General features: G+C 56.0%; 29 protein-coding genes. 16 read left to right on the top strand and 13 right to left on the bottom strand.

Annotated elements, in window-relative coordinates; genetic code table 11:
- The first annotated feature begins 16 nt into the window (after positions 1-16).
- Positions 17-1,108 carry an aminomethyltransferase family protein gene (locus VEI50_10520; GenBank protein ID HXX75551.1) on the top strand — a complete coding sequence of 364 codons (1,092 nt, stop codon included), beginning with the start codon at positions 17-19 and terminating at the stop codon, positions 1,106-1,108.
- 5 nt (positions 1,109-1,113) lie between these two features.
- Here VEI50_10520 and VEI50_10515 read toward each other — a convergent pair whose 3' ends face one another.
- The 3 genes from VEI50_10515 to VEI50_10505 form a co-directional block, all read right to left on the bottom strand.
- Positions 1,114-1,596 carry a hypothetical protein gene (locus tag VEI50_10515; protein ID HXX75550.1) on the bottom strand — a complete coding sequence of 161 codons (483 nt, stop codon included), beginning with the start codon at positions 1,594-1,596 and terminating at the stop codon, positions 1,114-1,116.
- Positions 1,597-1,608: 12 nt separating this feature from the next.
- On the bottom strand, positions 1,609-1,893 hold the full coding sequence (locus VEI50_10510; GenBank protein ID HXX75549.1) for a hypothetical protein: 285 nt from the start codon (positions 1,891-1,893) through the stop codon (positions 1,609-1,611).
- 139 nt (positions 1,894-2,032) lie between these two features.
- Positions 2,033-3,493, bottom strand: a complete 1,461-nt coding sequence (locus tag VEI50_10505; GenBank protein ID HXX75548.1) for an alkaline phosphatase D family protein — start codon at positions 3,491-3,493, stop codon at positions 2,033-2,035.
- Positions 3,494-3,636: 143 nt separating this feature from the next.
- Between VEI50_10505 and VEI50_10500 the strand changes: the two genes are divergently transcribed.
- Positions 3,637-3,876: a hypothetical protein gene (locus VEI50_10500; GenBank protein HXX75547.1), complete on the top strand. Its 240-nt coding sequence runs from the start codon at positions 3,637-3,639 to the stop codon at positions 3,874-3,876.
- Positions 3,877-3,940: 64 nt separating this feature from the next.
- On the opposite strand, the gene VEI50_10495 is transcribed toward VEI50_10500, so the two are convergent.
- The 6 genes from VEI50_10495 to VEI50_10470 all read right to left on the bottom strand — a co-directional run bounded on the left by VEI50_10495 (position 3,941) and on the right by VEI50_10470 (position 8,521).
- Complete coding sequence (locus VEI50_10495) at positions 3,941-4,510, bottom strand: hypothetical protein (protein ID HXX75546.1); 570 nt, start codon at positions 4,508-4,510, stop codon at positions 3,941-3,943.
- A gap of 24 nt (positions 4,511-4,534) precedes the next feature.
- The gene (locus VEI50_10490) at positions 4,535-5,461 is read right to left on the bottom strand and encodes a cobalamin-binding protein (protein HXX75545.1); all 927 of its coding nucleotides are present in this window, start codon (positions 5,459-5,461) and stop codon (positions 4,535-4,537) included.
- A gap of 74 nt (positions 5,462-5,535) precedes the next feature.
- Positions 5,536-6,300 (bottom strand): hypothetical protein, encoded by a 765-nt coding sequence (locus tag VEI50_10485; protein HXX75544.1) that lies wholly within the window; start codon positions 6,298-6,300, stop codon positions 5,536-5,538.
- Positions 6,301-6,497: 197 nt separating this feature from the next.
- Positions 6,498-6,893, bottom strand: coding sequence for a nuclear transport factor 2 family protein (locus VEI50_10480; protein HXX75543.1), 396 nt, complete (start codon positions 6,891-6,893; stop codon positions 6,498-6,500).
- Between the two features lie 69 nt (positions 6,894-6,962).
- Positions 6,963-7,871, bottom strand: coding sequence for a DMT family transporter (locus VEI50_10475; GenBank protein HXX75542.1), 909 nt, complete (start codon positions 7,869-7,871; stop codon positions 6,963-6,965).
- Positions 7,868-8,521, bottom strand: a complete 654-nt coding sequence (locus VEI50_10470) for a class I SAM-dependent methyltransferase (GenBank protein ID HXX75541.1) — start codon at positions 8,519-8,521, stop codon at positions 7,868-7,870. The genes VEI50_10475 and VEI50_10470 overlap by 4 nt, the downstream gene beginning before the upstream one ends.
- A 156-nt stretch (positions 8,522-8,677) precedes the next feature.
- Here VEI50_10470 and VEI50_10465 point away from each other — a divergent pair, with 156 nt between their 5' ends.
- The gene (locus VEI50_10465) at positions 8,678-10,210 is read left to right on the top strand and encodes a carboxypeptidase M32 (protein ID HXX75540.1); all 1,533 of its coding nucleotides are present in this window, start codon (positions 8,678-8,680) and stop codon (positions 10,208-10,210) included.
- Positions 10,211-10,313: 103 nt separating this feature from the next.
- Here the strand turns inward: VEI50_10465 and VEI50_10460 are convergent, their stop codons facing one another.
- Positions 10,314-10,877 carry a hypothetical protein gene (locus tag VEI50_10460; GenBank protein HXX75539.1) on the bottom strand — a complete coding sequence of 188 codons (564 nt, stop codon included), beginning with the start codon at positions 10,875-10,877 and terminating at the stop codon, positions 10,314-10,316.
- A 161-nt stretch (positions 10,878-11,038) separates the two neighbouring features.
- Here VEI50_10460 and VEI50_10455 point away from each other — a divergent pair, with 161 nt between their 5' ends.
- The 6 genes from VEI50_10455 to VEI50_10430 all read left to right on the top strand — a co-directional run bounded on the left by VEI50_10455 (position 11,039) and on the right by VEI50_10430 (position 16,281).
- Positions 11,039-11,476 carry a Fur family transcriptional regulator gene (locus VEI50_10455; GenBank protein ID HXX75538.1) on the top strand — a complete coding sequence of 146 codons (438 nt, stop codon included), beginning with the start codon at positions 11,039-11,041 and terminating at the stop codon, positions 11,474-11,476.
- A 69-nt stretch (positions 11,477-11,545) separates the two neighbouring features.
- Positions 11,546-12,601, top strand: a complete 1,056-nt coding sequence (locus tag VEI50_10450) for an extracellular solute-binding protein (protein ID HXX75537.1) — start codon at positions 11,546-11,548, stop codon at positions 12,599-12,601.
- A 15-nt stretch (positions 12,602-12,616) separates the two neighbouring features.
- A complete protein-coding gene (locus VEI50_10445; protein HXX75536.1) occupies positions 12,617-14,200 on the top strand; it encodes an iron ABC transporter permease in 1,584 nt (527 codons plus the stop codon).
- A gap of 17 nt (positions 14,201-14,217) precedes the next feature.
- Complete coding sequence (locus VEI50_10440; GenBank protein HXX75535.1) at positions 14,218-15,342, top strand: ABC transporter ATP-binding protein; 1,125 nt, start codon at positions 14,218-14,220, stop codon at positions 15,340-15,342.
- A gap of 149 nt (positions 15,343-15,491) precedes the next feature.
- Positions 15,492-15,923 carry a TonB-system energizer ExbB gene (gene exbB, locus VEI50_10435; protein ID HXX75534.1) on the top strand — a complete coding sequence of 144 codons (432 nt, stop codon included), beginning with the start codon at positions 15,492-15,494 and terminating at the stop codon, positions 15,921-15,923.
- Positions 15,907-16,281, top strand: a complete 375-nt coding sequence (locus tag VEI50_10430; protein HXX75533.1) for a biopolymer transporter ExbD — start codon at positions 15,907-15,909, stop codon at positions 16,279-16,281. Before exbB ends, VEI50_10430 begins: the two co-directional genes overlap by 17 nt.
- 225 nt (positions 16,282-16,506) lie before the next feature.
- On the opposite strand, the gene VEI50_10425 is transcribed toward VEI50_10430, so the two are convergent.
- Positions 16,507-16,764, bottom strand: coding sequence for a hypothetical protein (locus tag VEI50_10425; GenBank protein ID HXX75532.1), 258 nt, complete (start codon positions 16,762-16,764; stop codon positions 16,507-16,509).
- A 164-nt stretch (positions 16,765-16,928) separates the two neighbouring features.
- On the opposite strand from VEI50_10425, the gene VEI50_10420 reads away from it, so the two are divergent.
- Positions 16,929-17,360 carry an energy transducer TonB gene (locus tag VEI50_10420; protein HXX75531.1) on the top strand — a complete coding sequence of 144 codons (432 nt, stop codon included), beginning with the start codon at positions 16,929-16,931 and terminating at the stop codon, positions 17,358-17,360.
- 97 nt (positions 17,361-17,457) lie between these two features.
- Here VEI50_10420 and VEI50_10415 read toward each other — a convergent pair whose 3' ends face one another.
- Both VEI50_10415 and VEI50_10410 read right to left on the bottom strand, forming a co-directional pair.
- A complete protein-coding gene (locus VEI50_10415) occupies positions 17,458-18,489 on the bottom strand; it encodes an FAD:protein FMN transferase (GenBank protein HXX75530.1) in 1,032 nt (343 codons plus the stop codon).
- 8 nt (positions 18,490-18,497) lie between these two features.
- On the bottom strand, positions 18,498-19,121 hold the full coding sequence (locus VEI50_10410; protein ID HXX75529.1) for a hypothetical protein: 624 nt from the start codon (positions 19,119-19,121) through the stop codon (positions 18,498-18,500).
- Between the two features lie 446 nt (positions 19,122-19,567).
- On the opposite strand from VEI50_10410, the gene VEI50_10405 reads away from it, so the two are divergent.
- From VEI50_10405 to VEI50_10380, 6 genes are all read left to right on the top strand, one after another.
- Positions 19,568-21,064: a TonB-dependent receptor gene (locus VEI50_10405; protein ID HXX75528.1), complete on the top strand. Its 1,497-nt coding sequence runs from the start codon at positions 19,568-19,570 to the stop codon at positions 21,062-21,064.
- Positions 21,065-21,250: 186 nt separating this feature from the next.
- Positions 21,251-21,592, top strand: coding sequence for a hypothetical protein (locus tag VEI50_10400; protein ID HXX75527.1), 342 nt, complete (start codon positions 21,251-21,253; stop codon positions 21,590-21,592).
- Positions 21,589-22,266, top strand: coding sequence for an FMN-binding protein (locus VEI50_10395; GenBank protein HXX75526.1), 678 nt, complete (start codon positions 21,589-21,591; stop codon positions 22,264-22,266). The genes VEI50_10400 and VEI50_10395 overlap by 4 nt, the downstream gene beginning before the upstream one ends.
- Positions 22,267-22,289: 23 nt before the next feature.
- Positions 22,290-22,808 (top strand): hypothetical protein, encoded by a 519-nt coding sequence (locus tag VEI50_10390; protein HXX75525.1) that lies wholly within the window; start codon positions 22,290-22,292, stop codon positions 22,806-22,808.
- A 106-nt stretch (positions 22,809-22,914) separates the two neighbouring features.
- On the top strand, positions 22,915-23,655 hold the full coding sequence (locus tag VEI50_10385) for an HD domain-containing phosphohydrolase (GenBank protein HXX75524.1): 741 nt from the start codon (positions 22,915-22,917) through the stop codon (positions 23,653-23,655).
- A complete protein-coding gene (locus VEI50_10380; GenBank protein HXX75523.1) occupies positions 23,652-25,397 on the top strand; it encodes a hypothetical protein in 1,746 nt (581 codons plus the stop codon). The genes VEI50_10385 and VEI50_10380 overlap by 4 nt, the downstream gene beginning before the upstream one ends.
- Positions 25,398-25,578 lie beyond the last annotated feature (181 nt).

The following is a 25,578-nucleotide window of genomic DNA, read 5'->3' as shown; positions in this document are numbered from 1 at the left end:
CTAGCCTTAAACAGCCATGAAACAATCCCGATTGCACGACCACCATGTGAAGCTCGGGGCCACGTTTGAAGAAGTGGCCGGATGGGACATGCCGGCCCATTACGGCGATTGGCTCGCCGAATACCGGGCTGTCCGCCACGCTGTCGGGCTCGCTGATCTGTCGCACCGCGGCAAGATACGCGTCACCGGCGACGACCGCGTGAAATGGCTGCAGAGTATCATCAGCAACGACATTCTGCCGTTGCATCCGGGGCAGGGTCGCTACTCCAGCTTCCTCACGCACAAAGGAAAAATGCTGGGCTATTTTCGAGTGTACATGCAGTCTGACGCTGTGTGGCTGGAAGATGTCGGGGAAGTCGGCGAGGCGACTTTTCAAGCGCTCCGCAAGTTTTTGCTCTACGGCACCAAGGCCAAGATGGAGAATGCGGCCGAGTCGTGGGGACTGTTGCTCGTGAGCGGACCGAAAGCCTGCGCAACTGTCAGCGCCGCCTTCGGCGTGGAGATGAGCGATCTCAAGCCCGTGAATTTCGTGACGGCGCAGATTGGCGGACAGACGGCCCTTGTCAGTCGAACCGAAGAGACAGGAGAGGATGACATTGAAATCCTCCTTCCAGCCGATGCCGTCGTGACTGCCTGGGAACGGCTGATGGAGGCGGGAGCCGCACAAGGCATCAACCCTGTCGGCAGCCAGGCGAGAGAAGCCTTGCGGATAGAGGCTGGCCTACCAAAAGCTGGACCGGATTTGAATGAAGAAATCGTTCCGCCCGAAGCGAATCTCGAAGAGAAGGCCTTCAGCCTCACGAAGGGCTGTTACCCGGGGCAGGAAGTCGTCGCACGGATGGACACATACGGTAACGTCAGGCGGCATCTGGTGGGATTGGTCGTCGAGGGAGCGACGATCCCTTCCAAAGGCGCCAAGCTATTCAGCGGGGACCGGGAAGTGGGTTGGATCAGCAGTGCAACCCAATCCCCGCAACTGGGTGCACCGATTGCGTTCGGCTTTCCACTCCGAGACTTTTCTGCTCCGGCGACTTCTCTCACCATCGAAATCGATGGCAGACGCATCGGAGCTACCGTGCAGCCCCTTCCACTTTACCGCGGAAAATAACTGCCCTATTTCTCTGGATTGCGGACCGCTGACACCGCACGGGCAAACGCGAGCAGGCTTATCCGCTCCTCGTCGCCGAGCGCCAACAAGAGATGCGTCTCTTCAGCGTGCATGAGCCGTAAGCTGAGGAATGGCTCCTCGCGGCGCTTTTCACGATTGTCCCACATCGCATCGATCAGCTGAACCTTATCCAACTGACCGACCGACACGACGTCGTAGCGAAAATAGGAATCACCAATGACCATATCGAAGACGACGTTGCCGGCTGTCAACAGCACCAGATTGAACCTTCCCTGATCTTCGTACCCTTCAGGCAAGAATTTGTTGATGTGGCAGAGCGCCACCTTGCGGTCGCCGAGCGCAGCGCAAATTTTTTCCTTGAGCGCCTGATAATCGATCTGCAGCGCCTTCTCATCAGGCCCTGTCGCGGCTACAGCCGCGGCTTCTACTTTCTTGAAAATTTCGTCCGCCGACATCAACCCCGCCATAACGTAGTCCCCCTATTTCGTCGTACAACACGACATACGGTGCGAGAGGTGTTCCGACACCCTTCGCGCCTTGAGCGCCCGGACCACGCCGACTATGCCGAGCCCCGCCCAGGCAAACTCCAACAGAATGAATCCCATCCGTTCATCTGCAATCGCCACGATCCCCAGCAGCAACGAACCCACGATGTTAAATGCAAGATAACCCGTGTCGAGTTCTCGCCATACGCCGCTCTGAATCAGACCGTAGGCGAGAAGCACCATGAGCGCGCCCGTCACAGACACAATTTGTAACATCATTTGCACAACGACTCCCTCAAGGATTCGGAAGTGAACAAGTACGGTAACCGCCGACCAGCCAAGATTGCAAGAGGATTGTGACGAAAGATGCGGCTTATTCGCAGATAATTAAAAAGGCCGCCGTGTTCCGGTAGGACTGTTACTGCGCCGTCAATCGGTGGGTGAATCGCGTGTGACCGGCCTCATCAATGACCGTCGCTTCCAACGACGAACGCGTCACACGGAGGAGTCCGAAGTTAAAGTAGCCGCCTTCGTTGATCATATTGAAAGGATGTAGGCCTGGACTCGGTGGAGTCAGCCGGCCCGGACTAGCTGAGAGCGGACCAACGATGAATTCATAGAAGTCGGGGCGACCGTCATTGTCGGGATCATAGGCGTTTGCCTGGACATAGTGGACATCGCCGCCGATGAAGACCACGTTCTTTAGTTTCTGGCCGACGATGACATCTACGATCACTTGCCGTTCTCGCTCAAAGCCTGTGCCATCGGCTCCCCCGGCCCACCCGTCATTGCCCGGTGCAGCCTCACCACCTGGTTTGGGAACGGAAAGCGGCACACCGGTCGCAATGATTTTCCATGTTGCTGTGGAGGTGCGCAAGCCGTCGAGCAGCCACTGGAGCTGTGTCGCGCCGAGCATGGTTTTGTTCGGACCATCAGCATCGGCATTGCGACTGCGATACTGACGGACATCCAGAATGAACAGCTCAAGGTCCGCTCCAACCCGTACTTTTTGATACAGTCGATGGGGATCCTGCGGGTCGATTCGAATCGGCCAATAGTCCCGCAACGCCTGCCGTCCAACCGGCATCAGGCTCTCGAACGGGCCGGAAAAGTTATTTCGCACCTCATGGTCGTCCCACACCACATACACCGGCACCGACCCGAGAAAGCGGCGCAACGAGTCGGCGCCTCGCTGGTAGCGATGACGCGCTCGATATTCGTCCAACGTGGACGCTGTGAAATTCGCCCCTGGCTCATTCGGCGGTGAGGAACAGACACCGTCGCTGTAGATCGTATCCCCGAGAAAGAGAAAGAAGTCGGGTTTCTGTGCCAGCAGTACGTCGAAGATCGGATACCCGACTGCTCCACGACGGCAATGGGATTGCCCTCCGAGATCGCCGCTCCACGCAAACGTGACCGGCGTTGACGTCTTCGCATCGGGGAGCGTCGTAAACTCACCTTTCACGTCGACCCGTGCTTCGGTATGTTTCCCCTCGTCTCCCTTCGGACCCACAAGGATGTAAAAACGATAGGACGTAGCCGGCATAAGCCCCTTGAACGGAATCGTAAGTGTAAAATCTGTCTCGGGACCGGTCACGAATAGAGGGGTTCTTGCGACGTGCGCGATGCCTGTTCCCTGCTTCGAGACGGATTCCCAAGCCGCGACCGACGCCCATTCCACTTGAACTCTCATCGGCCCATCAGTTCGAAGCCAGAGCAGCGCCGACTCGCTTGTGACATCGCCTATGGCAATTCCCTGCTGCAACGATTTTGAGGTCACAACGGAAGGTGCGGCAAACGGACTCCCGGGAGGAAGGCCATCGCGGGAGGGCGACGTGCAGCTGAGAATCGAAAGAAGCACGGCCGGCAGCCATGGCATGTGAGAGATCTGAGACATAATGGATGAGGACTTACCGGAACAAGGTCGGATCGTCAAGGTAAGATCTGCCATGCATGTGCGAGGCTGGTTGAAAATTTCATGCTCCGTCCTGCATACTACTCTTCGGTCGAGCAAGGAGACTGATGAGCGAACTCGCCTGCATGATCGAAGGTTGCCAAGCCAAGGCGTATGCTCCGGCGGGCACCCAAAGTGTGTGCAAAGAGCACTTCCTCAGTTTTCTGACGTGGCGTCGTCGTAAAGGGCCGCAGATGTTCACCAAGTACGCCGCGATGACGATGGACGAACGAAACGCTATCGTGACCGAGTGGCAGAAAACCGTGGCAGTCGTGGACGCGTCGGCCCCTTCCGTTCCGAAGGCTTAATCGTTCGCTTTCCCCACCCACAAGATTCCCGCTGTATCGTTGAATGATTCTCGATCAGCCAGCCTCATGGCGCTGCTTGCTTCTTGAGATCGAAGTGTAGCGATTTGGTCCCGGCGCCGTTCACAAAATTATGTCCCTTCCCGACAAGAGATAATTTCCCGCCGGCAAAGCGCTCGGCCTCTTTGCACCCCATTTTCCCGAATTCTACGGTGTACGAGAGTGATGCCGACACGGGCACCTTGTTTTCATGGTCGGGAATGCGCGAGGTGTTCTGCTGTTCGAGTTTGACGGGCTTCTTTTCGATCTGGCCGCCGAGTTCGCAGGCATACTGGCCCTCCCCGCCAAGGCTGACGTCTTTCACACCACTCTGGAGATCCTCCACTGCGATCGTGACGATCACCTGCTCGTTGGATTCCACCGCGACAGTCTGCCCGTCTTGGGCAATTTCTCGCCGTTCCTTGGTCTGAAGGTTGTAGATTTCCCAGACGAGGGTCGGGGGTGACGCATCCGAACTGGGAATCGGAACCATCGGCACCTGCTTCAGACACCCTACCAAGGAGAGACCGAGAACCAACAGGACTCCCTGAAGTGTGCGTCGTATAACCAAAGAACGTACCGCTTGACTATCTTCCATCACACCCTCCTTCTTTCCCATGACTCAATTGGAGCCGACACAAGCTCTGTTGACGGCGATGGGAGTCGGCAGCCCGCTCGGCAACGGATGCATCGAAGGATGAAGAATGTGCGCCAACATTTCAAGACTGTCGACGAGGCGAGGCCCGGGACGGCTGAAATACTGCGAACCATCCGTGACGAACAGGCGACCAGACCGAACGGCAGGCAGTTCCTGCCAACCAGAAATCGATTGAACCAGTGAAAGGTCGTGCAGCGTACGCTCTACGTTCAAGCCGCAACAAGCGACAAAGACAACTTCCGGCTGCCAGGCGACGACCTCTTCCCATCGGAGTGTCCGTGAAGGCCGCCCTTCCTGACCCAGCCCTTCAATCCCGCCGGCCAACCGGACCAATTCGGGGCTCCAATGACCGCACGAAAACGGGGGATCGAGCCACTCCAGCAACGCCACGCGAGGACGATGGGTCAGCGTGGCTGATCGCGCGGTGACTGCATCAACGCGCGCCGTGAGCGACTGAATCGCAGCCTCCGCAGAGACGCCAGCCGCAACGGCTACTTGGCGCATCGCTTCGAAGACATCCGATAGAGACTGCGGTTCAAGGTTGATCACACGAGGGCTGCCGGGCAATTGCGCGAGGGCTTCCTGCACCTCATCCTGAGCTACGGCACACACATCACAGAGCGATTGCGTCACAATCAGGTTGGGTCGTAATTCTTTCAACAACGGCAGACTGAGCCTATACAAAGCCCGCGTTTTTCTTAATTGCTCTCGCACCAAGCGATCGACCTCACCGCTCGTTGCCTCCTTCGGAATCAGCGTGTGCGTAACCTTCGGCAGCTGCAACACCGCCGGAGGATAATCGCACTCATGCGTTACTCCGACAAGCTGATCTTCCAATCCGAGCGTGCAAATCATTTCCGTCGCACTCGGCAACAACGACACGATTCTCATTACGTCCCTCTGCTATAGTTCAAGAAATACTCGACCCGCGCCATGTCATGTCCAGCTCAAAACTATTCCCGTCACTACTCTCTATAATCTTGAACAATCTCCACATAGTGCAAGGTAGAATCATGACTGAATTTCACATGGACCTCACCCTTCGCCACCATGTGGTCGAAGTTGTAGCGAATCAGCTCGTAGGCATGGCGGCCTGTGCGAGGGAGAGCAGGGCCACTGTACCTATCTCCCGGCGGGTGCATGATGGAGCCAGGGTCAAGGACACTTTTCCACGCCTTCCCAAAGACGGCTTCGACATTGTCAAACGTGATTAGACTCGTTTCAACGGCGAAGTGGAGGTGGCTATTGACCGGATGATTGCGCAGCACGGTCCTCCTGAAGGAGAGCTGCAAAGCTTCCATGACTGATCCAATACGAGTCGTGATAGGCGCTGCGATCGCGCCAAACTGCAAGACAGCACCGGACGGGTTTTCGCCATGGCTTCCGCCATAATTCAATGTCACTTTCTGCCCGCCAAAAAACTGCTTCAAGTTGTCCTCGGTGTAGAAATCTTCGCGCAGTAACAGATCATAATCCACCACGACCTTCAGGTTTTGCAAGACTTCCAGCGGCGGCGGCGGTTTCCTCACTGAGTGATACAGCTCCTCGACCGCAGGTTTTCGCTCCTCAGGAGTCGGTGGAGCTGGCGCTGACTGCATCTCCGGCGTCGGCACCTGCGCGTCAGCCGCTTGCACGGGGACATGACCCGTTGCGACGACTGCTACGACAAATGGCGTCAAGAGCACCCTGAATAGATTCCATTGTTCAAGACAAAATAAAGTGACAGACACCGATCTTCTCCCAATGTGAGTAGCGGCCTGAGTATTCTCATCGTGCGCGCGTCCACTGGGCATATCTTTTCCTCTACCTCACCATGGCTAGGCCTGGATGTGTTTCAATTGCGCGCATTGAGCGAGCACCGCCCGCGATATAACCATCCAATAATTCCCGTGTGCGCGCTCAGCGAGCACGGAAACACATTCAGGTCCTAGCGCATTACCGCCGACCCGTGATGATGAATCATCAACCACTCATCCCCGATCCGCTCGAAGAGGTTTGTTGCTAGGACCTTCGCCTGCTGAGGCTCATCTGCCGATTGTTGGCTGGTGATGTTCTCGACGCAGATGACCCAGGCCATATCGCCCGCCACTTGGACCATGACCTCGGTCAGCTCGAATTTCATCGAGAAGGTATTGTTGAAGATCAGCACCCAGGAATCGCGTACGGCAGGCCAGTCGGCGCGGATGGTCCAGCCGGGATGCACGCAGGTGACATATTCGAGATGTGCCCAGACCTCATCCATCTTGGCAATGTCCAGGCTTTCGAACGCTTCATAAAACCGTTGGTTGGCTTTGGTGACTTCTTCAATGCGCCGCTCGATCATGCAACGTCCTCAAAAGGAGCCGTATCATACTGGAATCCATAGAACAGATCGAGGAGAGAAAAGACAGGCCTATGATGGCGAGAGTTTCGAAGTCTGCCTATGCACCACCCAGACGCCGGCTAAAATCAGCGTGATGCCGATGACCTCGACCGGACCAACCGATTCGCGCAGGATCAGCGCCGAGAGCCCGACTGCGGCCACAGGGGTCAAATTCCCCAACACCGAAGCGCGCGAGGGGCCGACACCTTTGACTCCGAATAACCACGCCTGCTGCGCGACAGCCGTGGCAAACACGACGAGATAGCCGAGCGCGAACCAATCCGGTACCGTCACCGAGGCTGCACCCGCCTCCAGCATTTTCCGATCGGTCCAGAGCAATGGAAGTTGTAGAACCGTTGCGACGAGTAGCGTCGTCCAGTTGACCGTGAGCGCCGGGACCCGTTCCATGATCGAACGGCTGCCGATGCTGTACAATGCCCAACTCACGACGCCGAGAAACACCAACGACCCGCCCAGCAGCGGCTGATCGCCTGCTGCACTGAGGCCTGCCGCCAAGACCAACCCGACTCCCGCATAGGACAGAACAGCTCCCATCCACACGGTGCGCAGCGGAACGTCATGAATCAGAATCGCGGACAACAACGACGTCACCACCGGACTTGATCCGATGATAACTCCCGCCACCGCCCCACTCACATATCGGAGACCGATGAGAATCAGGAGGTGATTCCCGAGGACGCACAACCCCAACCAGCAGAGAGTCCGCACAGCCGTCTTCGACAGTTTCGCGAACGTGCCGTCCTGCCACCACCACGTTGTAAGGAGAATGAGCAAGCCACCGGTGTCGCGAAAGATGGAGGCCTCGACAGCCGAGAAGGACCCGAGCGCCATCTTCTGCGCCACGATCGAGCCGCCCCACAGCACGGCCGCGGTGATCACCGCGCCGTAAGCCCCCATGTCCGTGGGTTTGCTCATCATGAGGTGTTCACGTTTCGTCGAATCATCAACACTCCGTCTCGAATCGTGAGCAACACCGCTGTGACACGGGAATCAGCAGCCACGATACGGTTGAGTTCCTGAATGGCCGCCGTCCGCTCGTCCGGTGGCGGCTGGCGTAACACCTCACCATCCCAGAGCACGTTGTCGACGAGGATGACTCCGTTGGGCGACATGAGGTCAAGGGCTCGCCTGTAGTAATTGACATAGTTGGTCTTGTCCGCATCGATAAAGATCAGATCGAACGGACCGGTGAGGGACCGCATCGTGTCCAAAGCTGGCCCCATCCGAATTTCAATCTTTTTGCCGTGCGGCGATCGCGCAAAGTAGTCGCGGGCGAGGGTCGCTGACTCGTCGTCGATCTCACAGGTGAGGACGGTTCCGCCCTCCGGCAGCGCTTCGGCGAAACAGAGCGCGCTATAGCCGGTGAACATGCCGATTTCAAGGATCCGTTTCGCCCCGACGATCTGTGTTATCACTTTCAAGAACGCGCCTTCCAGCGGCCCGACCATCATCTGCGGAAGTTCCATACGTTTGGTCGTTTCCTCGCGCAACGCTCGACAGAGATCGGACTCCGGCATCGAATGCGCTTGGGCGTAGGCCTCGATCTCAACCGGTACTAATTCTTTCATCTCATCGATCCCGTTACAGGTTTGAAAATCACTGACGCCCTTTCGTACACTGAAGCGGCGAGATCATACATCATTCGAACGGTTCCTGGCACGAGGCGCGAGACCGGTGCGGTCTTCGCCCCATGCCCCTCGGGATGGCCTAAACGGAGGCGGCGCGTGAAGACACTGACAACACTGGAACCCTTGACGGCCAAATTACTTGAAATCCAGCGGATCAACAGCGCCGCCTCGGTCCTCTCTTGGGATCAGGAAACGTATATGCCTGCCGGCGGTGGGAACGCCCGCGCCGACCAAATCGCGACGCTCCAAGGAATCGCGCACCAGAAGTTTGTGTCTTCCGACATCGAGACTCTTCTTGCCGGCTGGATCGATCCAAGTACGGGCCAGGCCGTCGATCAACCTGGAGATGCGTGGGACGAACCTTCACGCGCAATGCTGCGCGAAGTGTGGCGGGACTTCAGTCGGGCTAAAAAACTGCCGTCCGATTTCGTCATCAAGTTGAGCCGGGAATGTTCGCTCGCCCAGCAAGTCTGGGCGGAGGCGAAGGAGCAAAACTCGTTTCAACTGTTTCTTCCCAACCTCCAGCTCGTCCTCGCCCTCAAACGCGAAGAAACTCACTATCTGGGGTACAAAGACTCGCCCTATGACGCGTTGCTAGACGTCTATGAGCCGGGTGCGACCATCGCGATGCTGCGCCCCCTGTTCGCTCAAGTGAAGGCCCGCCTCGTCCCCTTGTTGCAGAAAATCACCAAGAGCACGGCTCACGTGGATGACAAGATCCTGTTCCACACCTACGATCAGGCGCGGCAACTCGAATTCGGCCGGCTGGTCTTGATCGCGATGGGCTATGATTTTGAGCGAGGCCGTCTGGATCTGTCCGCCCATCCCTTCACGACCTCGTTCCATCCCACGGATGTTCGCGTGACGACGCGAGTGCATGAACAGGAGTTGCAATCCTGCTTGTTCAGTTGCATCCATGAGGGTGGCCACGGGCTCTATGACCAGGGGCTCGATCCCCGCTACTACGGCACGCCGCTCGGCGATTCGGTGTCACTCGGGATTCACGAGAGCCAATCCCGCATGTGGGAAAACTGTGTGGGCCGATCGCGCGCATTTTGGCGCTTCTTCTATCCGATCCTCCAGCAGGAATTTCACCATCAACTGCGCAGCGTGGACATGGAACAGTTCTACGCTGCGATTAATCTGGTCAAACCCTCGCTGATCCGGGTGGAGGCGGATGAACTCACCTACAATCTACACATCATGCTGCGGTTCGAGATCGAGCAGGACTTGATTGAGGGCCGCGCGCAAGCGGAAGAGTTGCCCGGCATCTGGAATGCAAAAATGAAGGACTATCTCGGCATCGTTCCGGTCGGCGATGCCGACGGGGTCTTGCAGGACGTGCACTGGTCATTGGGAGCTTTCGGCTATTTCCCCACCTACACCCTCGGCAATCTCTACGCTGTGCAGTTCTACGAGCAGGCACGGCTGGAAATTCCGCATCTGGATAATGAGATCGCAGCCGGTCAACTCCTCGTTCTTCGCCGGTGGCTGGAACAAAAGATCCACAGATGGGGCCGAACGTTCACACCGGACCATCTGGCTCAGCGCGTGACAGGCAAGAGCCTGAGCCCCGACCCATTTCTCTCCTATGTCGAACGGAAATACGGCGAACTGTACCGACTGTAGGTACAGGGCACGAGGCCAGGGGCAAGGAGCTGGCGGTCGTGGAAGCGCTCGGTGAATTTCTCACTCGCCTCTTGCCCCGCACCACTTGCCTCCTCGTAAGAGGCTAGTACCCCATTGCCGCGTTCAGTTTGGCGAGCAGGGGTGGAGAAAGCGTGAACTCTGCCTGGACGTCGATGCGGGGCGGAACCAAGAGCGTCGTATGGAAGACGATATCGCGGATGGGGATTTTCAATTCCGGCTGGGCCGGCGTACTGAGTTCCACTGATTCCACGGATGCCATAATGGCGCTACTGTCCTGCGGTCCATAGGTTGCCACCACCGCTTGAAGGATCTCCGTCATCTTTTGATTCGGTTCGTTTTCTTCGATCCCCTTGTGCAGGAGAGGGAGCACTTCCTCACGGGCCTGGTCGGACAGGGTAAAGTTTTCCACCCGTTCCTTGCGGCGTAGCGAAGTTAGATCGTTGTCCAAATCCTTGCTGAATGCCCCATACGCAAAGCGAAAGAATTCGAAGTGAAAGCCTCTTAATCCTTTTCCGAACATCTGGAGCTCGCAGAGAAAGCACAGCTGTTGCAGTTTCACATCGTTGAGCAGGCCGTGCGGCTCTGCTAAATCCAGCACGTACAGTAGGAGCGCACGATCGATGGTAATCTGATCAGGCTTGCGCATTTGGAAGCACTATCCTATATCAGCTGGCTCGTGGGAGAGGGGACTATAGACAGCACGGGCGAAGGCCGTCAAATCTTTCTCCGCCCGTCCTCTCTATGGCGACCTCGCCTCTTGACCAGCCGCCGAGATTGGTTTTTAATGACGACCCCCAGAGGTTGATCATGGCGTCGAGTAAAAATGCGAAAGAGATGGAGGCCCTCAAAAACCACCTGGCCAAACATCAGTTGAAGCTCACGCGCCAGCGTGAGTTGATCCTCAGTGCCTTCCTTCGCCAGGAACATATCACAGCGGAGGCCATGTACCATCAGCTGGCGAAGAGTGACCCCCATCTCGGCTTAGCCACGATCTACCGTACTCTTAACCTCTTTTGCGATGCAGGTCTGGCTCAAGCCCGCCATTTCGGGTCTCAGACTCAATATGACAACGTCTCGCACAAGGGACACCACGACCACTTGATCTGTACCGGATGTGGCAAGATCGTGGAGTTCGAAAACTGCGAGATCGAACGCCTCCAAGAAGAAGTCGCAGCCAAGAACGGCTTCACCATCCAAACACACCGCCTCGAGCTGTACGGCCTCTGTTCCCGCTGCCGTCATTGACGGCAATCACCCTTTTCTAGTATCATTTTGAGAGGGCTTATCAATTTCAATTACACAGGACGTACCGCTATGCTTGACGTGCGCACCGCATTTCTGACCAAAAGGATTTTCTGGTCCTTGCTTCTCTTGTTCACGAGCCTGCTGGTCACTGGACCTGGCGTGACTCCCTCCGCAAGCTCCGCAACTGATAAGTTGACCATTTACTCCGGCCGTGCGGAACGGCTGATTAAACCGGTGCTCGACGCCTTCACCGCAAAGACCGGAATCCAGGTGGCATTGCTTTCATCTGGAACAACAGAGTTGTTGAACCGGCTCAAGGCGGAAGGAGACCGTACACCGGCGGATCTTTTCATTACCAACGATGCCGGCAGTTTGGAACTGGCACGCACGGCGGGCCTTCTCCATCCGCTGAATATGCGGGAGATCGATCGCGCCATTCCCTCGCAGTACCGCGCGCCGGACAACAGCTGGGTCGGTCTGTCCGGACGCTTTTGGATCATCGTCTACAATACGAATCAGGTGAAGCCGGATCAGTTACGATCCTTGCTGGACCTCGCCGATCCCAAATGGAAAGACAAGATCGCAATTCCCAATTCTGGCAGTGAATACTTGCAGGCCGGAGTGTCGGTGATTCGGGCGACCTATGGAGACGAGCGGACCAAGCAATTCCTCATCGGCCTTCGGGACAATGGCGGCACGCAGGTCTACCAGAAGAGTTCGCAGATCGTGGAAGCCGTCGCAAAAGGCCAGGTCTCGCTCGGTATTGTGAATCATTATTATGTGTATCGTCACCTGGCAACACAACCCGGCGCACCGATTACCGTATTCATGCCGGATCAACAGGAAGGCGGCATGGGCTCGATCATGAATGTGGCTGGTGTCGGGATTATCAAGCAGACGAAACATCTCGATAGTGCGAAACTGTTGGTGGAATTTCTCGTCGCCCAAGCGGGCCAGAAGCTGTTCGCCGATCTCGACAAGGAATATCCGCTCCACGCTGACGTCAAGGCCGATCCTGCCCTCATCGAGCGAAAAAGCTTCCGGGCAGCGCAGGTTCCTCTCACACGACTGGCTGAATTGCGTGAACCAACCCTGACGCTGATCGAACAAGTGGGGCTCCGATAGGTCCAAGGAACCCACGTGATCACCATCCGCCAGCAATTGTCGTCTCCCCTGCAACTCATGGCGTTGGCAAGTGCTGGGTTGATCCTCCTTCCTCTCGGCTATGTGACAGGACTGGCGCTCTCAGCGGATCCTGCCGTCTGGAGCCGCTTGTGGGCCACCAGAATTCCTGAACTCTTCTTCAACACCGTCACCTTGGCCGCCAGTGTGGCGGTCATCACGCTGGTCCTTGGAGTATCCACCGCCTGGGTTGTCACGCGATTCGAGTTTCCTGGCCGTCGATTCTGGGAAGGCTCGCTCGTGTTGCCCTTAGCCATGCCCACCTACGTCCTGGCCTATGTCTACTCGTACCTGCTCGGATTTGGGGGACCGATCGAACACTTCTGGCAGTTTGTGGCAGGGCCGCAGGCCAGACTGTTTTCACCGCACGGTTACCTCGGCGCGACGATTGTAATGGCACTGGACACCTTCCCCTTTGTCTATCTTCTCACTCGAAGTGCGCTCTTGAACCTGAACGTTTCCTTCGAAGAAGTGTCCAGAGCGAGCGGCGTGTCCCGCTTCTGGACTCTTTGGCGTGTGACATTGCCTCTCATGCGTCCTTCGATCGTCGCCGGACTGGCACTGGTGATCCTCTATGTCGTATCGGATTTCGGTGCAGTCTCCCTCCTCCGCTATCAAACGCTCACCTACGCCGTGTTCCAGCAAATGACCGGACGGTCTGACAACAGCGCGGCTAGCATTCTGAGCCTCTTGCTGGTCGGACTGGCTCTGCTCTTTCTCGTCGCAGAGCGGTGGTTTCGGCACCGCAGCCGGTTTTATCAAACGACCGGCCGCTATCGCTTGCCACAGCGACATCAGTGCGGCTTGATGGGAACAGGCTTCGCCACCGGCTATCTGGGCTTGATCCTCGGCTCTGCATTCGTGATTCCAGCCTATCTCTTGGTGAATTGGAGTTTCTCGACGGAAGCCCAGGCCACGCTCGACAGCCGATTCATGGGGTTCGTCTCGAATAGCGCTCTGCTCGCCGCTTGTGCCGCGACGGGCGGCGTATTGATCGGTCTCCCTCTCGCATATCTGGCAAGCCGGCGTCCCACTTGGCTGAATCTTGGATGTCTGCAAGCCGCCTACGCCGGTTATGTGCTTCCTGGTCCTGCTGTTGCATTGGCGGTCTTGGTTTTATCCACCAAACTGATGCATGTCTTGTATGGATCCGTGCTCATCCTCATTGTGGCCTACGTCATTCATTTTCTCCCGGCCGGATTGCAATCGCTTGAACCGGCGCTCCAACAGGTCACCCCGAACCTGGAAGAAGTGTCACGCACGCTCGGCCTGGGTGTCCAGGAGACCTGGCGGCGCGTCACGCTCCCGTTAGTGCGAAATGGATTTATCGTGGCCTGGGTGTTGATGTTCCTGCAAACCATGAAAGAATTGCCGGCCACACTCTTGTTACGGCCGGTAGGGTTCGACACGCTGGCGATTCGAGTCTGGCTTGAAGCGAGCGAAGAATACTATCAATTAGCCGCGCCTCCGGCGTTGTTAATCGTGTTCTTGAGTCTCCCCGCTCTGCTCTTGCTGGTATCGAAAGATTGGCGAGCGGCATAACGGAAAGGGCATCCCTGGTGACCAAAGACTCCTCCCTGACGCCTCATCCGATCGAGGAGATCAGAGCACAAGGCGATTTGTATAGGCCGGCCTCTTCTGTCCTTGAGCTACGGCATGTGACCTGTGCTTATGGAACTGATCGTCCGGCTGTTCACGCGGTTTCGTTTGTGGCCCGTGAAGGAGAGATTCTGTGTTTGCTGGGCCCGTCGGGATGCGGCAAAACGACGATCCTTAGGGCGATCGCAGGGCTTGAGCCGGTCCAATCCGGCCAGATCTTTTTATCAGGAGAGTTGGTGTCCTCGTCGGATATGCTGGTGGCCACGGAATATCGACATGTCGGGATGGTCTTTCAAGAGTATGCGCTCTTCCCCCACCTACGTGTCCAAGACAATATTGCCTTCGGCCTTCGGAAGCTGCCGCGCCGCCAACGTAAGGCGCGGGTGCAAGAGATGCTTCAGCTGGTCGGACTCGAAGGTTTCGATCGACGCTACCCACACGAGCTGTCTGGTGGCCAGCAGCAGCGCGTCGCATTGGCTCGCGCTCTCGTCCAACATCCCGTCGTTCTGCTGCTGGACGAACCCTTCAGCAACTTGGACCCGGACATGGCCAGCCGCATGCGTCAGGAACTGCATGATCTCTTGAGACGGACCAAGACCACCACGATCCTTGTGACTCACGACCACGACGAGGCATTTGCCATGGCAGATCGGATCGCGGTTTTGAATCAAGGTACCGTCGAGCAGTTTGACACGCCGGAAGTGATCTATCACCTGCCGGCGACGCCCTTCGTTGCAGACTTTGTCGGCCAAGCGGACTTCATTCCTGGAACGGTTTCCAACGGGATGGTCCACACCGAGCTCGGTGAATTCTCGAATACGCTGGAATGTGAGGATGGTACGGCTGTCGTCGTCATGATTCGCCCGGATGATATTCACCTTGTCCCCACGAAGGACGCGTCCTCGCGCGTCATTTCCCGCCAATTCCATGGATCGGAAAATCTCTACGCGGTCAGCCTTCCCTCAGGGCAGGTCGTTCACAGCAGTCAAGGCTCTACGAGCGTCTATGAGGAAGGGACGGCGGTTGAACTTCGTGTGCTCGCGTCGCATTCGGTGCTTTTTAGGCAATCGAACGTTCCCTCCTGAGAACCGGCTCGCGGCCTATTCGGACCTCCCTCCTCCAAACTGGAGCATTGACAGCCCTTTTGCCATTCTGGCAGCATGAATCGGCCTATGCGACGGTCCCTCTCCCGCCGGCCCGTCATGTCCCTCCCAAGGAGTAGAAGGAGCTGTTGATGGAAGCGTTAAAGAACGCGGTCGATTACGGAATTATCGGTCTTTTGGTGGCCTTGAGTGTCTGGTGCGTCGCCGTTGCGGTTGAGCGCTGGCTGTTCTATCGCCGCATTGATCTGGCCCAATACCCGAATTCTCAGCTGTTGGAAATCGCCTTGACGCGTCGATTGGTCGTAATCGGCACCGTCGCGGCCAACGCCCCGTACATCGGCCTGCTCGGCACCGTGCTGGGCATCATGCTCACCTTTCACACCATGGGCACGTCCGGCACCATGGCGGTCAATACCATTATGATTGGATTGAGCCTCGCGCTGAAAGCGACAGCCGTGGGCCTCCTCGTCGCCATTCCCTGCGTCGTATTGAACAATGTCTTGCGTCGAAGAATCTCGGAGCTTCTCACTCAGTACAAGGTGCAGCATGGATCGCGAGGTTAACCAGATTAACGTCATCCCCTTGGTGGATGTGATGCTGGTCCTGTTGGTTATCGTTCTCACGACCGCCACATTCATCAGCACAGGCCAGATACCGGTCAATCTCGCCAAGGCCAAGGAAGTCGGCGATCGCAAGGACGTGCCGATCGTCATTACACTGACCTCGGAAGGGAAACTGTATTTGAACGACCAGCCGCTTGCCGAGGGGGAACTCTCTGCAGCCCTCATCACACAGTCTCGCGAGTCAGCCGTGGTCGTTCGGGCCGACAAGGTCACACTCCTGGAACGATTCGTCGCACTGGTGGATGAAGTCCGTAATCTCGGTTTCAGGCAGGTCAGCCTGGAGGTGATCAGGCTGTGACGATGACAGAAATGCATTGCGGTGATGCCCACGCCGGCTGCTATGCAGTTGGGTGGGTGGCTTCTATGCTCCTGCACGGAAGCTTAGTCGTCGGAGCGGTTTTTTTTGTTCAACACGTTCATTTGGCTCCGCAAGTGGATGTCTTCAAATGGGACGTGACGCTGGTGTCGTCTGTCTCTTCATCGATGCCGTCTTCCCCGCCAGCATCTCCAGCTGAAAGCCCTCCTACAACCCAACCGAGTACACCGGAGACCATACATCAGAAGCACCCAACTCCCCCCGCGTCGGAGCCGATACAGTCCGAATCCCGCAAGTCCAGGCCACCGATGACAGCTGCGACGGCCATTCCCGTATCACCACTGTTACTTGAATCGCACACGGTGAATCCAGTTCCACAAACCATAATGCCGACACCGCCGGAAGCAGTAAAACCTGCAGACCCTGTTTCACCTGTATCAGCTCCGGCACCAATTGTGCCTTCATCGTCTGTTGATTCGATCAACCATACGCCGACTCCCGTTGAATCTGTCGACCCTTCACATCAGATTGCTCACAGCGAAACTGCACGGGCCTTACCTGAGAAAGAATCGGATTCTCGGGCACTTGCTACGCCAACACATCCGGAGCCACCGACACCCATCCTTCCGATGGCGACCGCATCGCCAGAGACGGTGCCATCCACTACACCACACGCGACACCATCACCGTCAGAACCATCTGTTCAAGCCGCTTCATCTGCCGCACAAGTTGCTGCGCTCGCGCCGGTCGGAGCGAACAGCCCCGCCCGTGCCGATTACGGGTGGTTATCAGAGGTAATCCTGCGTCGTGTGGAAGAGTTGAAACATTACCCCGCTGAGGCGCGCGCGGATCACGCGGAAGGAAAGGTTGTGGTGAAGGCGGTGATCAACGAGGATGGAGGGGTCGAGAACGTTGAGGTATTTCAGAGTTCGGGCTCCGCGACGCTTGATAAAGCCGCCGTCGATCTGATGCGACGCGCAGCTCCCTTTTCGCTGCCACACTCGTTGGAGAAGCCGCGTGTGACAGTCAAGATTCCGATGAACTATCGACTCGATCGGTAAGTCGAAATGGCTGATACGGCGTGGTGAAGAAGCTCCTCGCTTCGTCGCAGGTTGTCTTCTATGTGTTGTTATCTGGACCCCTCTTCGACTCGCCACGTTAGGGCAAACGAATCCTGTTCTTCAAGCCGGACGAGACCAACATCCGGCCTTCAGCATCGACGATGATGGCCTCGACATCAACCAGGTGCTCGACGAGTTCCATACCACGCTCAGGTCCCATGACAAAGATCCCGGTATCGAGCCCGTCAGCCCAGACACCTTCACGGGCAATCACTGTGACGCTCTGACAGCCGCGAGCCGGTTGGAGCGTCCGTGGATCCAGGATATGGTGGTAGCGTATACCGTTCCGCTCAAAGGAACGTTCATAATCCCCCGCCGTCGAGATTGCTTCATCCTGTAATTCGATCCAGGCTAGGATCGCTCCTTCATTGCGTGGATGTTGAATGCCGACGGGGAATCCATGTCCATCTGGCAGTTGCCCGAACGTTTTGATATCGCCAGATAGGGCGACTACCCCGGCCGTTGCTCCCGCCTTCCGCATTACTTCAACGGCACGGTCTGCCGCATAACCCTTCCCGATCCCTCCGATATCAATTCGCATACCGGCCCGATCCAGTGAGACGGTCTGTTTCGATACATCGACATGTATGCCTTGGAGATCCACGAGGGGAATGAGTTGCTGCAGTTCGACTTCGGTCGGAACATGTTGACGCTCCGTCACACTCCACGCCTCGACCGCGGGTCCAATCGCGATGTCGAACCCTCCATCCGTCAGTTCGGCAGCTTGAAGCGAATATTGCACGACCGCCAGCGTCTCAGGACTGACTGGCACGGCTGCGGATCCAGCGGCGGCGTTGACGCGGGACAGTTCGCTGGTCGGAATCCAGGTACTTAGCAGTCCCTCCAAACGACGAATTTCGGCAAAAGCTGAATTGGCCGCAGCCTGTGCGATGCGCTCATCTTCAGCCACGGCGGTGATCGTGACCAACGTGCCCATGTGCGTCTGAGCACGTTTGATGACCGCGGGATTTGAAGGATGGGGTACACTACTACAGCCTGACACTCCCGTCAGCGCTGCAAGCAAGATCGCGAAAAGGTAGTTGGAAACGGAGGAACGTACCTGCCGCATCGAGATCTTTACCAGTAATGCCGCTGGAAATATCGCGGATAGCGAGGGTAGGGCATAACTTCATATAACCGTGCTTCGCTAGCGGCCGGATCTGGTAACACTGACATAACGGGCTGGACTTCATGAGCCGGGTATTTCTCTTTGATGATCTGCTCAGCCTGCGCCCTGTCCTCGTCGTCCAGAACCATAGACAGGACGACCATCCGTCCATATCGCGGAGAATCGACCCCAAACCGCCACGTTCCTAGATATGTGATGGTCCCCTCCTCCAGCGCAAATGAGGCAGAAAGTTGGGCTATCGATAGGAAGGGTCCTTCGCTGATCTGGATTCGATTCAGCACATACTTTCCAGGGGGGAGAGACAGAGTAAACTGCTCATCGTCAGACTGCACATCCACGCGAAATCGCTCGTGTGTTTGCTGGTTTTCCAACTCAAATGTGCGAAGCGCCGGCTCGTAAATTCTTTTTCTCTCACCGGTCAACAATGTGGTGACTCGACCAACTGCAAGTGCTGCCGAACCGTCTACTGACTCGGCGGTTGAAGGCAATTCAGTCACACATCCGGTCAGAATGAGAAGCAGCATCCCTGCCCATCTCTCTCGCCAGCCCAAGTAAGCCAAAGTCTCGCGCATGAACCCATTATAGAGAATCAGTTGATCTGATGCACCCTCTTCTGAGCTGGAGAGAGCTGGCATTAAACGCTTGACACTGATCGTGCAAATAGGATATTAATAATCGTTCTCAATTTCATTTAGTACTGATTGCTCGCATGCCCACGGCCAAAGTGGAATCGACTGCTTGCTCACCAGCCGGCGAAACCCGCTGCGAGTGCGGCCAACTTATCGCCAAGATGGGACAACGGGGATTGGAGTTGAAGTGCAAGCGGTGCAAACGAATCGTGATGATTCCATTCTCCTCTATCGAAGGATGGACGTCTCTTTCAAGCACAGAATAGCCATGACAAGGAGGTGCCATAACAAGAACAAATTTCCTCGTGCTGTGTGCGTCTTGAACTGGCAGACCAGAGACCAACGAGTCCCGAGTCAGACCAACCACCTTCTCAATCTGGAGGTTCACCATGAGGATCCGGTCAATCCTCGGGGCTCTCGTCATCGCCAGCTTGCCGGTGATCCCGGCCTGGGCGGAAATGACCCCGGAGGAAATTAAGAAGATGGTCGATGAAGCAGTGAAGCAACGTCTGGAAGAACAACAACGCCGTGAAGGAGGAATGGAGCGCCGGGAAGAAGCGCCGCCTGGCGCACAATACCCTGTTCCCGTTGGCCCCATGACGGACGTCAAGGTAGAGAGACCGGGGGAAGAAAGAGTGCCTCTCTCGTTCGGCTCAACCGGTTCAGGACGCTTGGTCTACGCCAAGCCGTTTGTGGCAGCACCAAAGGCCATCGTCGGCGGATATTTCGACATTCAGTACCGATCCCAGAGCAAGGGCAGCATCGAAAACGACTACGGAGGCACTTCGAATGGGTTCGATCAGCAGCGATTTATTCCGTTCATCTATGCGGACGTCACTGAGCACGTGAAGTTTGCATCGGAAATGGAAATTGAGCACGGCATTCGAGAAGAAACCGGAAGCCCCAATGAAGTCAGTTTGGAGTTTGGTTTCATGGACTATCTCATCAATGAAAAAGTCAATCTGCGAGCTGGGATTATTTTGCTTCCTATCGGCAAGTTCAACTTACTACACGATTCGCCCTTGAACGACTTAACCGATCGTCCACTCGTCAGCCAATACGTTATTCCGTCGACAATATCTGAAACCGGAGCAGGGATCTATGGCACGTTCTATCCGGGCAGAACGAGCAAGCTAGACTATGAGTTGTACGTGACAACGGGACCCTGCTCGTACAATAACGATGGAACTCCCAGGATCAATGAGGCAGGCGGGACGATGGATTCCAGACAGCGGACTTGCCCTTCAACCGATGGCTTAGACATCAATAACGGCAAGGCCTGGGTTGGACGCTTGGCCTATAGTCCGATGCTCGGCGTCGAAGTAGGTGGATCAAGCTATTATGGCAATGGTGCCCCCAACGGTAGTTACAATTCTCTTAGCATTTCGGCGATAGACTGGACCTTCCAACGAGGCCCGTTTGAACTCATCGGTGAAGCAGCCTGGGCCTATGCGCGAGGGAACTCTCGTTCCATCAGCTCTAGTACCGGTTTTCCAGTAGGGGCCTTGTTGACTGCCCAACCAGGCAACAGCGGACTGGGTATCCCGCCTCAGCGCATGAATGGGTATTATATCCAGGGCAACTATCATTTCATGCCGGCGTTCTTGACCAAGTTGTCACCGAAGCGGTTTGGCGAGGGATCAACGCTTACCGCCGTGATCCGCTATGACAGGGTCAACACCGACTTGGATAATTTCAACGGTACAGGCGGGTTCGGCAATCTGCAGCAAATTTCCTTTGGTCTCAACTATCGACCGATTGAAGATGCCGTCTTCAAGATCAGCTATCAATATCAGCCGATGGCGTTCAATCCCAACGCAAACAGCGGACTAGGCGCGCGAATCCATGACAACGCACTCGTGATTTCAGCCGCGACGTATTTCTAAACTGTTTGTCTGCAACCCTCCCTTTCAGACGGGACGGTTGCAGCAGCATCCATAAGGAGCGTGCCGTCCGTGCGAATCGGTAGTGTTGTCCTCATAGCTTCTCTCTCTTGGAGTGGCTGTGCATCAGTGAGCGGGAGCAAAGATCAATTTTACGTGTGTTCGTATGACGTCGCCTGGGATGCTGCCGTGCTATCTGTCAAGGATCGACCGGTACAGGTGGCGGACAAGGATAAAGGGGTCATAGAAACCAATTGGGTAGAGGTAGAAGGTGCGGAACGCACCTACGGAATATTCGATCGTGAGGGGTTCGGCAATCGGGAACGAACTCGCATGTCGATAGCGGTAAAACGGCTGAATGATGTCGTGTCGTTCAGTGTACTTGAAACTCGCCAACGGTGGCACTTAAAGGGCGGCGTCGGCCAACAATCAACCAGGTGGTGGCCTATCGACCCATCCGAAGAGGCAGAAGCATCCGTCACAGATCGAATCAGAAAGACAATAAATGAGAAGGGCTGTGTCACCACATGACCTCTCAAAGCTGCCTCCTCCTAATCCTATCCACCGTCCTGCTGGTTCCCTCTTTCGCCAAAGCGGAACGCATCTGGGATGCCGATCTCAACCGCTTTCTGACGGAGATGGAAATGAGACGTGCCGATGTCTACATGACCGAAGAAGAATGTATCAAGATCATGTTTCCGAAATCAGAGCGAGTCCGCAAAGACGTGATCACGCTGAGTCCTGACAAGAAAAAAGAAATTGAAGAGCGTATCGGCTGGAAATTCCCGGAAGAGTCCTTTGAAGTGTACATCGGCGAAACCGGCACACAGGTTGATGGCTACGCCTTGGTCCAGAATACTATCGGCAAGCATAAGCCGATGACGTATATGGTCGGTGTCGACAACGAAGGACGGGTTTCGGACGTGGAGTTGCTGGTGTTCCGAGAGGCACGGGGCAGCGAAGTGCGAACTAAACGCTTCAATGTGCAGTATGAAGGGAAGACCGTTCTGGATCCCGTTCGGCTGAACAAGGACATCATCAATATCAGCGGCGCCACGATGTCGGTCCGTTCGATGACTGCAGGCATCAAACGGGTGCTTGTTCTCGTCGATGAGTTCTACATGAAGCCGGCCGGGATCGGCAGTGACACCGTTGCCGCACGGAGGTCGGAGAGAGGGTTCTTCGGTTTTCTTTTCGGAAATTGAACGTCGCCGATACCTTCTCGACCATGCGAAATTTCAATGCCAGGTTCCGCCTTCGAGATACGGATCGGCACATTCGGCTTTTGTATACCTTGTTCCTGCTCTTGATGTTCGTAGGCTTTTTCTTTTCCTTCTTTTGGGCGCACAGCATGACGGGACTTTCTCCACAAGGCATTGCCGATCATTATCGGGGATCCGACGCAACATTCGGTGAACCGATGTCGTTTAGAGAGTTGGCCGAAGTGACCCATTTTCACCTCTTTACGATGCCGGTCGTCTTTATGATTCTCGTGCACGTTCTGTATCTCACTTCGACCAGCCCCGGCATCAAGCAAGGCACGACGTGGGTGGCGTTCGGCGGCGTGATGTTGGACTTGGTCTCGCCCTGGCTGATCAGTTATATCTCTCCGCTCTTCGTATTCACCATGCTTACTGGGGATGTCTTCATGACGGTGGGGTTTCTTATCATGATGGCGATTCCCCTCTATGAGATGTGGATATTGAAGCAGCCGCTCCTGGCGGGAAAGCAAGGAGAAGAAGGATGAAATAGCGGACACGCTCTTTCAATCTCCGCGGCCAGAGGCCTCGTCGCCCAGAGCCCACGATCAATGCTCAATGATCGTGGGCTCTTTTGTTGTTAAAGGATTCGATATGTCACTCCATATCCCAACTGTGAGTCATCCTGTCATTCTGAAGATTCAGGGCCTGCTCCATAAAATCGATCGCCTACAGCTCCCAGCCTCGTCGCGTCGGGACGTGGAAAGTATTCTCGTCCGCCAGGTGACCAAGGAGATTGACCGCGCCCTTCCCTGGCAGGCAGGCCACGGCCGCCGCACAGCTGCAACCGCGATCATGATTGGACAGAATGTAGCTTTGACTTCTGACGAGTTGCACGCACTCAAACTCGCCGCCTTCCTCCATGATGTTGGACTCCTGATGCTCCCTCCTAGCCTGATGGCGGATCGGCGTCATGTCGACTTAGACTCTTATGTTGCAATTCAGAACCATCCCCGGCTCGGCGCCGGACTCCTGGAACCGTTCTCGTTTTTGAGAGAGGCCTCAACAATCATCGCACACCACCATGAACGGTGGGATGGAACAGGCTATCCCTATGGAATCCGGGGACAGTTCATCCCGCTTGGAGCCAGAATTCTCGCGATCGCTGACGCGTTTGACGCCATTCACGTGCCAAAGGTCAGCTCTTCTGAGATTCGAGAGCGTATAGCATACAGAATCCTCAGAATCGCTTCTGGCACTCAATTCGACCCGAGCCTCGTCGAAATCTGCGGTTTCTGTTTAGCACAGACAGCACATCACAAACGTCACACACTCCAGAATTCATTCGTCTCGGACTACGATATTACTTGCATCCATAACAAGGAGTCGCCATGAATTACTTACGCGCAGTGTATTTTCTCTCGGTCCCATTTTTTGCGTTGGTTGCATTGATCTATGCTCACGGTTGTTCGGGAGGAGGTTCTTCCGGCGGAGTTGCCGCCAGTGTCCAGGCCCCGCCAGATCCAGATACTGCAGCTAATGTCGGAGAACGGCTGTTCGTGGAAACGCGTTTCGCTCAGGCCTTTAGTGCATACCTGGCTAACGGTGGTAATGTGAACAATGCAACTGTCGGTGATCCTGTCATGACTGTCTTGCAAACCACTACGCCGGGTGCGCCGATCGCTCCAGGTCCTTTCAGAGGCTTGTCGATGAATTGCCGCCAATGCCACCTCGTTGACGAGGTTTTAACCACTCCGGGTGGGGGAATGCGGACCTACGCCGACTTCGCCCGTCGAAGCCCGATCCCGGACAGAGGCGATGGGCTGACCCTCACCCCTCGCAATTCCCCTCCATTGGTGAACGCAACCCTGGACCGGCCTGACGGCATCCTCTTGCACTTTGACACCGAGTTCAATTCGATTGAAGACCTGATCACTGGAACCTATACCGGCCGCAACTTCGGCTGGCTCCCTGGTGAACAGGCACAAGCCATCGCGCATATCGCCAGCGTGGTGCGGGGCGATGATGGAACGGGTATCATTGCAGAGCAATTCGATGGATTGCCATATTCGATCCTCTTTGCCGGCACAAGCCGAAATATTCCTCTTGAGTTCAGATTGCCGCCGGAGTACCGCATCTCGATTGGAACAGCCACCGATCAGGAAATATTCACGGCGGTCGTGAATGTGGTCGCCGAGTACGTCAACAGCCTTCGTTTTGGGAATCCCACGGACACCGGCATCCCCATTCGTTCACCCTTTGACGTCTTCCTGGAGATCAATGGTTTGCCACAGCAACCGGATCCTAACGAGTCACCGTTGGACTATAGCCGCCGCCTTCGCACGCTTGTGAACGGACTGGCCAGCCCGCAATTCGTGACATCGAACCCCAATACCTCTAACGGCCAATTTCAGTTCCATCCGGGACAGAGTTTTACGTTTGGAGCACCAGAACTGGCCGGGCTGAAGATTTTCCTCACAGAGCCCGCAGCCATCCCGGCATCGGCGGGCGAAATAGCGGCGGGCAAGATTGGCAACTGTCTTGTCTGTCACGCCGTACCGGACTTTACCGATTTCAAGTTACACAATACTGGAGTCGCACAGAAAGAATTTGATGACCCTGCCACCGGTACAGGGCATGCGCCGGGCGCATTTGCCGCGCTCTCGATTCCCACCCTGGCCACGAGAACGCCGAACGACCTGCCGGCCACGGAGCAGCATCCCAGCGCAAGCGGAAGGTTTCGGTCCATCCCTTCGTCTGGAACCACGCTGACCGACTTGGGAGTCTGGAATATCTTCGCCAATCCGGACATGCCGAACCCTCAGGCAAAAATTCGCGCAATTCTATGCAATGATCAAGTTCCATGCCCTCTCTCTGACGCGACACTTTTGGACCAAGCGATTGCCCGATTCAAGACGCCGGGTCTGCGAGATCTCGGGCATTCTCAGCCCTATATGCACACTGGCCAGTTCGATACCTTGGACAGCATTATTGGATTTTATATTGGATCTTCAAACCAGGCCCGTGCCGGAACTCTCAGAAACGGAGACGCGCAGCTGCAAGGCATCGCCCTCACAGCTGCGGACGTCGCTTCACTGGTTGCATTTCTCAAATCACTTAATGAGGATTACCAATGACGTGCTGGTCAAGCGCCGTTTGCACAGCTGTCATGCCGGTGCCCGACACATTGGCCGCGGAGTGGGAAGATTGTTCTCTCCCACTCCCGTTGCGGGGGCCCTCTCTTCCTCCTGAGGCCCCCGCACCCACTTTCACGAATAGGGGATGAAATCAAACGCGGCAGCGCATCCTTGGGTGGTG

The organism is Nitrospiraceae bacterium, from assembly GCA_035623075.1.
Classification (GTDB): Bacteria; Nitrospirota; Nitrospiria; order Nitrospirales; family Nitrospiraceae; genus DASPUC01.
This window is presented reverse-complemented; position numbering and strand designations above follow the sequence as displayed.